Annotated in this window: 6 protein-coding genes; 3 read left to right on the forward strand and 3 right to left on the reverse strand. The window is 43.5% G+C overall.

The genetic code is table 11. From position 1 onward, the window contains the following. Positions 1 to 817 precede the first annotated feature (817 nt). Complete coding sequence (locus JWG45_RS14570; RefSeq protein WP_205280414.1) at positions 818 to 1462, reverse strand: hypothetical protein; 645 nt, start codon at positions 1460 to 1462, stop codon at positions 818 to 820. Next, complete coding sequence (locus JWG45_RS14575) at positions 1431 to 2060, reverse strand: J domain-containing protein (protein WP_205280415.1); 630 nt, start codon at positions 2058 to 2060, stop codon at positions 1431 to 1433. Before JWG45_RS14575 ends, JWG45_RS14570 begins: the two co-directional genes overlap by 32 nt. A 107-nt stretch (positions 2061 to 2167) precedes the next feature. On the opposite strand from JWG45_RS14575, the gene miaB reads away from it, so the two are divergent. Genes miaB through JWG45_RS14590 form a run of 3 tightly spaced genes read left to right on the forward strand, consistent with a single transcriptional unit; the run spans position 2168 to position 6209 of the window. Continuing rightward, positions 2168 to 3517, forward strand: coding sequence for a tRNA (N6-isopentenyl adenosine(37)-C2)-methylthiotransferase MiaB (gene miaB / locus JWG45_RS14580; protein ID WP_205280416.1), 1350 nt, complete (start codon positions 2168 to 2170; stop codon positions 3515 to 3517). Further along, the gene (locus JWG45_RS14585) at positions 3514 to 5340 is read left to right on the forward strand and encodes an LptF/LptG family permease (RefSeq protein ID WP_205280417.1); all 1827 of its coding nucleotides are present in this window, start codon (positions 3514 to 3516) and stop codon (positions 5338 to 5340) included. The genes miaB and JWG45_RS14585 overlap by 4 nt, the downstream gene beginning before the upstream one ends. 38 nt (positions 5341 to 5378) lie before the next feature. Then, entirely contained in the window at positions 5379 to 6209 is an 831-nt protein-coding gene (locus tag JWG45_RS14590) for a hypothetical protein (RefSeq protein ID WP_205280418.1), read from the forward strand. 367 nt (positions 6210 to 6576) lie between these two features. Here JWG45_RS14590 and JWG45_RS14595 read toward each other — a convergent pair whose 3' ends face one another. Continuing rightward, complete coding sequence (locus JWG45_RS14595) at positions 6577 to 7350, reverse strand: FcpA-related putative periplasmic flagellar protein (RefSeq protein WP_205280419.1); 774 nt, start codon at positions 7348 to 7350, stop codon at positions 6577 to 6579.

Below are 7350 nucleotides of genomic sequence, written 5' to 3' on the forward strand. Positions count from 1 at the left end.
GATAGAATGATGACGACGAACTTGGTCTTTTATTTTTAACGTTTCGCTTTGGACATGTTTTCAAAAAGAATAAAAGGAATCCACCAAAGGTTTACGGAGAATCATTTGAGAATCGTTACATCGAATCAAAGCCGGTCTCTTTCTTTTCATTCGAAACGTTTCGGAAACCTTTTTGAGACGAATTTTCGATTCGGTATCCATCATTCTGCAAGGCAAACATCTGATTGCTTTCAAGCGAACTCGAAAGCTGGACGCCTTTTATTCTTTTTTGTTTCGGTCTTTTTGCGAAGAGACCAACTTCTCGCGTGACAGGCGCCTGCTCTAACCATCTGAGCTACTTACCGAAGCAAGGAAGGAATCGAACCTTCGACCAGGTGATGGGGACTCGGATTCCAGTCTTTGTACGTTAAACCGACCGCACAGAGTAAGGAGGAACCGTCGGGTCTTTCGAAACCCTGAAAGACCAAAATCAAAGCCGAATGCAGATTCTTCCTCAAGCAAAGAAAAAGAAACGATTTTTCAAACTCGAATCCGATTTAATTTTTTACTTTAAGCCTTTCGCCAAGAGTTCTTGCGAAGGTTTGATTTTTGGGGACTCTTCGATTTTCTTTTCCGAAAGAAACGAGGAAACTCAAAGTCTTGGGATTTTTTTCAACGCTTTAAAAATCCAAAACGGATTTATAAAGATAGTCCGGACGAATATCGTTGGAACCTCCGGCGCATACGTTACCCGAAACAGAAAACAAAGTTCGGTTTAACAAAGAATTGTGGGTCGAGGGTGGATTGCGAAATTCTAAAACGTTTGTTTTTTCTCTGTTCAGAGGTATTCTTTCAGATAATCTTTTCCTTTGAGATGGCTCGGGAAAAAGATCGGAAATTCTTTTCCAGTCTTGGACCGGGATCTTCGATAAGATTTTGAGGAATTCCAAAAGGTTTCGTATTCGCTATCCAAACGGAAGAGGAGTTTTTCCCAGAAGATAAAATGACTATCTACAAATTCTTGTCGGATATCTTTGGCCCTCAAAGTGAGCGGACATTTCCCGGTGAATTCTTTCATAAAAACAAGTCCGACCATCACTCCTCTCGTATCCAAATAGGGTTCGAGTGGAAAGGTCCTACAACTGATCGAACGATTGTCTCTTTCGCAAAACTGAATTCCTTTGCATTCACAAAAGAGAGTTTCTTTGGAATCGTATTCCGCGAGCATTTTTTTGTCTTCTTTTGTCTCCGGTTTCCAGACCTTCCAGAGATCGGTTCTTTTTTTTAACATGGAGAATTCGGAACGATATAAGGTCGGAACTGCGTTATCTGCGATACAACAGAAAGGAATTCCGTCGTTATCGGGTTTGCACAATTCTCCGCAGTCAAAGGTCGTAAGTTCTTCTTGGAGAAGGGAATAGTAGTAGGAGATTTCGTCTTCTGCGAGGTGTTTAGGATCGTTTTTCTTTGTTGTTGTCTTCAAGTGATTGGCTTCCCCGTTTTTTCTTGGATCCGTTTTTTTTCGGAGTTACGACCTTTCGAAAGATCGCATAGCCGGAAAAAAGAAAGAATGCGGAACAAAGAATTCCCCACTTTCTGTAGAACAACTCGGCGCCGGGAGAGAGAAAACCATTTTTCTGAGCGAGAGCCATGGAAAGTGCGAAAATCGTAAGAAAGGAAAAAGCGCTCAAAAAGAATAAGACTGTGATTCTTAAATTTCGAAGTGTATCTTCAAGATCCTTCTTGAATTCTAAAAAGCGAGAGTAGAATTCCCTGGTTTCTTCGCCCTCGGAAAGTTTTTGCACGTTATAAAAGGACTCGAATTCTTCCGGGACCTTGGTCGTGTCCAAAAGTAGGAACTCATAATCCAAGGTCTTATCATATTCTTCTCTTTTTTTGGGAGAACTGAGGACGAGGTAGGCTCGGGTTCCTTCTTCCCGATCCAATTCCAAAGATGGATTCCAGGGCTCGGCTTCCAAGGTTTCTAAAAATTCTCGATAAGCGGACTCGATTTTCCGGAGGTCGGAACTCCGGGAAAGATTCAAAATCTGATAGTAGTCGAGTTTTGTATTTACAGCCATGGTCGTTTTTTGCTTGGAAGAACCGGTTTTTTAGACGATACAAAACGCGCTTCCCTATCTATGGAAAACCCCTTTACAGCCGGTCCGGCAAGCAGAAATTCAGTCCTATGAGCGTTCTGGAAGTAGAAAAAATGGCAGGAAAGGTCTATATCGAGACCTATGGCTGCCAGATGAATGAATACGATTCCGGGATCGTCGCCAGCCTCATGAAGGACGCAGAATATTCTTCCTCCTTGGATCCGGAAGACTCCGACATTATCTTTTTAAATACCTGCGCGATCCGTGAAAACGCCCACGCAAAGATCTACAACCGTCTCCAATCCCTCGGATATCTCAAAAAGAGAAATCCGAAACTTGTTATTGGTGTTCTGGGCTGTATGGCCCAAAACCTGGGAGACGATCTTTTTCACCAAGAACTTCCTCTGGATCTAGTCGTAGGACCGGACAACTACAGAAGTCTTCCCGAACTCATCCAAAGAATCCGTTCCGGAGAAAATTCTCTCGCGCTCACACGTCTTTCTAAGATCGAAACCTACGACGAAATCGAACCTCGGGTCGTAAACGGTATCCAAGCCTTCGTTACGATCATGAGAGGATGCAATAATTTCTGTACTTTCTGTGTGGTTCCTTATACAAGAGGAAGAGAAAGAAGCCGGGATCCGAAGAGCATCGTCCGCGAAGTGCAGGATCTCGCCGATCAGGGAATTCGTCAGGTGACTCTTCTCGGTCAAAACGTAAATTCTTACAAAGAAGAAGGACAGGACTTTGCCGGTCTGATTCGTATGCTCTTGGATGAAACTACGATCGAAAGAATCCGTTTTACTTCTCCGCATCCGAAAGACTTTCCTGTTCATCTTCTTCAACTCATGGCGGAGAATCCCCGTTTTTGTCCGAACATTCATCTTCCTCTTCAAGCCGGAAACACGAGAGTTTTGGAAGAGATGAAACGTTCTTATTCCAAAGAAGAATTCTTAGAAGTTGTAGAGCAGATCCGTAGTATCGTTCCCGACGTAGGACTTACCACCGACATCATCGTAGGCTTTCCCAACGAGACCGAAGAAGAATTCGAGGACACTCTTGCGGTGGTTCGAGACGTGAAGTTCGACATGGCTTTTATGTTCAAGTATTCCGAAAGGGAAGGAACGGTGGCTCAGAGAAAACTTCCGGACAACGTTCCCGAAGAAGTGAAGTCGGCGAGACTCACCAAACTCGTGGATCTTCAGACTTCTATCTCCCACGAACAAAATCGTTCTCGGATCGGAAACGTATATTCCGTTTTGATTGAGAACACTTCCCGTAAGTCGGAGAATCAGCTCTGCGGAAGAACTCCTTGTGGAAGAATGACTGTGTTTCCACTTCCCGAAGGAAAGAACGCGTCTGAAATGATCGGAACTTCCGTAAACGTTCAAATTGAAAGTGCAACGAGCGCGACTCTGAAAGGAAGGATCCTTGCTTGAAGGATGGAGACAATCCGAAAAAACCTTCCGGCAAAAAGTCGGTAGCGCGCGCATCGGCAAATAAAACAAAATCTTCCGAAACGGAATCGAAGACGAAGAAGACATCGTCTTCTCAGAAGAATTCGGATTCTTCTCTTTCCAAAAAGATAGCAAAACAAAAAGATTCGATCCTCGGATCCTCCAACGATTCTGCTCCGAAAAAAAACGCGTCGAGCGGAGGCGCGGATTTAAGAACCGTTCGTCTCAGTAGCGTAGAAGACCTTCCTCCCGATTTCAAAGTTCATACTGATAAAAGAAAATTCTACATGGTCATTCCGATCTTGGATCGTTATATCCTGGGAGAAATTCTTTCCCCGTTTCTGGTCGCTCTCGCATTCTTTACGATGGTCTATATGGTCCTTGCTCTTCAAAAAATGATCGGTCTTTTTGTGGGGAAGGGAGTGGATCCGCTTCGTCTTCTCGATTACTTCGGTTATCTTCTTGCAAATACTTTGCCGATGACGATTCCGATGGCATGTCTTATGAGCGGGATCATGGCCGCGGGAAGACTTTCCGGAGATTCCGAAATCACCGCGATCCGTTCCGCGGGAGTCAGCTTTCCTAGAATCTATATTAACTTTCTTGCATTCGGTTTTGCGATGGCCTTGATCGTAGGTTATCTCAACTTCTATCTTTCTCCGGAGAATACGAGAAAGATGAACGAGTTTAACAAATGGGTTCTCGCCTACAATCCTCTGCTCGCGATCACGCCGGGTCAGTTCAGCGGGGATAAAACTCAGGATCTTTTTGAAAAACGTGCGAGAACGATGTACACCGAAGGGATGAATTCCGACACGGGTGAACTGAAAGGGGTTCAGATTCGGGAATGGGAAATTTTTCTCGAAGGAAACGAATACTTCCACATCGGCGGAAAAATGATTCCGATGGGCGGTTCGAGAATCATCCAAATCATCAACGCGGGAAGAGGAAATCTCGTAGAAAAACTCGGACCCGACGGGGAATACGAGAAATCCATTCGTCTCAAAGACGGTTGGATCTTAGAATGGAGCGATGACCGTAAGAGTTTTTCCGTCACTGATTTTCGAAACGGAGAAATGGATTATAACATTCCCAAGGGAAAGGAAAAGAAAACCTTGGAATTGAACGTAAAACCGGAGACCTTTTCGATGCCCGTCTTGTTCGAAATCAGGAACAACATGGAATCCGAGGGATTGGAAAAAATTCCGGGACTCGAAACCCTAAAAGAAATGGGAGTCGAGATAAAAGGTTTAATCGGACTAAAGCAAATGGTGGAGCAGATGAAGATCGATCTCGCCATGGGCGCGGCCAACGGAACTCTCACGCCGGATGAGATGACCCAGAGATATTCGGTTCTCACCCAGTTGATGGCTCTGATGCAGCAGGGAAAGAAGGTTCTTACGGATTTTAACGTCGAAATTCATAGAAGAATCGCAATGCCGATCTCCTGTTTGATCTTTTTCTTCATTTCTTTTCCTCTTGGACTCGTGGTAAAACGATCCGGAAAAGGAATGAGTTTTACGCTTGCAGTTGTTTTCCTAATGATCTACTTTACATTTTTTACCCTGGGAAGTACGATCTCCTACAATGATAAGGTTCCGGATTGGATCGGACCTTGGAGCGCGAACATTTTGATCGCTATATTGAGCATCAATATCATGATCAAAAGAACGGATATGGATCTCCCAAAACCGATTCAAAAGGTTCTGGATAAGATTTCTGATCAAAAATCAAAATTGACAGAGAGATTAGAAAGATTAAGTATATGGGGAAAATTAAAAAAGATCATGAAAAGAGGTTCCTGACCCGGGAAAATCCGCTGGTTAGCTTTGGAATTAATACGATGAGTCAAAAAAACGCAATCATTTGGCATCTCACTTCAGGAAAAGAATTCCCGATTCAGATCTGGAAGCACCCTCGTGTTAATATTGAATTGAGCAAAGTCTCTCTCGACGGACTGGGCGCTATCGATTTGATGAAAGCCGACATTCATATCTTTTTTCTTTCCGTAAATTTTCAGGAGTGGAACCATATTCGGGAATTCATCCGTAAATTCGAACTCCATCCCTATGTCAGTTTGATCATGATCTATTCGGAAGAATCCGAAAAGATCAACGGGGTCGTTCCGGAAACCGGAAAGATCGAAGTTTTAGAACATCCAGTACATCCGAGAAATCTTCGATTGATATTGGATAGAACGATTCAATCCGAATTCTACAAACTTGCGGCGAATGAAATCGGAAACAGTTGTCTTACCAACATCGGATTTTTTGAAGGAGTTTTCGAGCTCGCGCAGAAAGAATACAAGGACGCGGCCAAAGCAAACGAAGCCCTCCAAGCCATTTTAGAATTCGAATCCAAGGTAAAGAAAAACAACGAAGAAATCAACAAGGCTCTGGAAAGGGTCAACGAGCTCAAGAACAAGGAGCTCCTCGCTCTTCACGAACGATTGAAAGTTTCCGAAATTTTGGATTCTATGAAAACCCAGGAACTAAAAGACGCCTTGGATTTCAAAAAAGCGACGGAACAAGCTTTGGATTATTCTCATATAGAAGAGATCCAATTGGATAAGATTCTCGAAGCGCAGGATCGACTTTTCGCCTACACCGAAAAAGAAATCAAGGATCTGATCGAAGAAAATCGCAGTTTGAAAAAGAGACTCGGAATTCAGTAAGAATCGTTCCAAATCGAATGGATTTTGATTTTGGGCTTTTTAGAATTCTGTTTTCTTCGATGATCTTCTCTAAAACGGACTAAGGCTTGTCCGAAACTCTGAAGTGTGGGAACTCCTCGCGTATTCAATCGATGGAACCAATCTCCTCCCTCGAAAAGCAAAAGTTAGGCCATTTGTAGGAAACGAATACAATTTTTCTTTTCCGTTGCAGGACGAACTCTAAAAATCCGACTTTAGATCTACTTTGACGACACTTCCAAGTCCGGAGTTCCGACTCTCAATCTTTTTCTATAAAACTTAGTTTGTCGGAACAACATCGCGGATCACTGCATTCCGGAGTTCCGACTTTCCGAGAGTTTTCTCCTTCTCAATCCCGAAAGAGTTCCCGAGAGAATTCCTTAAAGTCGGGAGAATCCTTTCCGAATTTATATTCGGCGTATAAAAGACCGTGTTTTTTTCGAAGAATATCGTATTTCTCTCTCGCCTCGTCGTTTCGGTTTTTTTTCGAAAGGCGATAAGCCCTTTCGTAACAATTGGCGAGAAAACCTTGCGCTTCCGAGTCTTCGTAATACTTGGTTCCGATCCCGATATATCGCTCGAGTAGGTCCATCGCTTGGAGAAAATTTTTAAGGACGAGTTGGTGTTTGATGTATTCTCTGTAGATGCCGGCTTGTAATTCTCGAAATCCGTCCGTATCTCTTACTTTCGGATTTTGAATTCTTTCCAAAGAATTCATGGAAGAAACCAAAAGATGTATGGAATCCGATCTCGCCTTGTTCAGATCTCTCGAGATCGCACGTTCAAAGTTTTCCTTTCGATTTTTTCTTTGCCATTCGTAACGATCTGCCTCAAACGTCTGTTGTTCGAAGTCTTTGCGTTTGGCCTCCGCGAGTTCGTTCGCCTTTCGAAAACGATCCAGTGCGGTGCGGAAGTCCTCTTTGGATTTTTCAAAATGAATCTTAGAATTCTCCTCGCTCGCGTCTCCTAAAAGATCGATGTCTTCGAAAGGAAGGAGATCCTTACCCCAAGTCGAATCCGGACTACTTCCGTCCGGAATCAGAATTTCGATCTTTTTTTCGGAAGGCGCGTTCTCAGCGGAGATCGAAGCCGGAAGAACTAAATAAGTCCAAACAAGAAGAAT

It is taken from the genome of Leptospira ainlahdjerensis (assembly GCF_016919175.1).
In the GTDB taxonomy this organism is placed as follows: Bacteria; Spirochaetota; Leptospiria; order Leptospirales; family Leptospiraceae; genus Leptospira; species Leptospira ainlahdjerensis.

Excerpts from the sequence above, each read along its gene's own strand:
- JWG45_RS14575 (WP_205280415.1), bottom strand. The coding sequence starts at position 2,060 with ATGGCTGTAAATACAAAACTCGACTACTATCAGATTTTGAATCTTTCC.
- miaB (WP_205280416.1), top strand. The coding sequence starts at position 2,168 with ATGAGCGTTCTGGAAGTAGAAAAAATGGCAGGAAAGGTCTATATCGAG.
- JWG45_RS14590 (WP_205280418.1), top strand. The coding sequence starts at position 5,379 with ATGAGTCAAAAAAACGCAATCATTTGGCATCTCACTTCAGGAAAAGAA.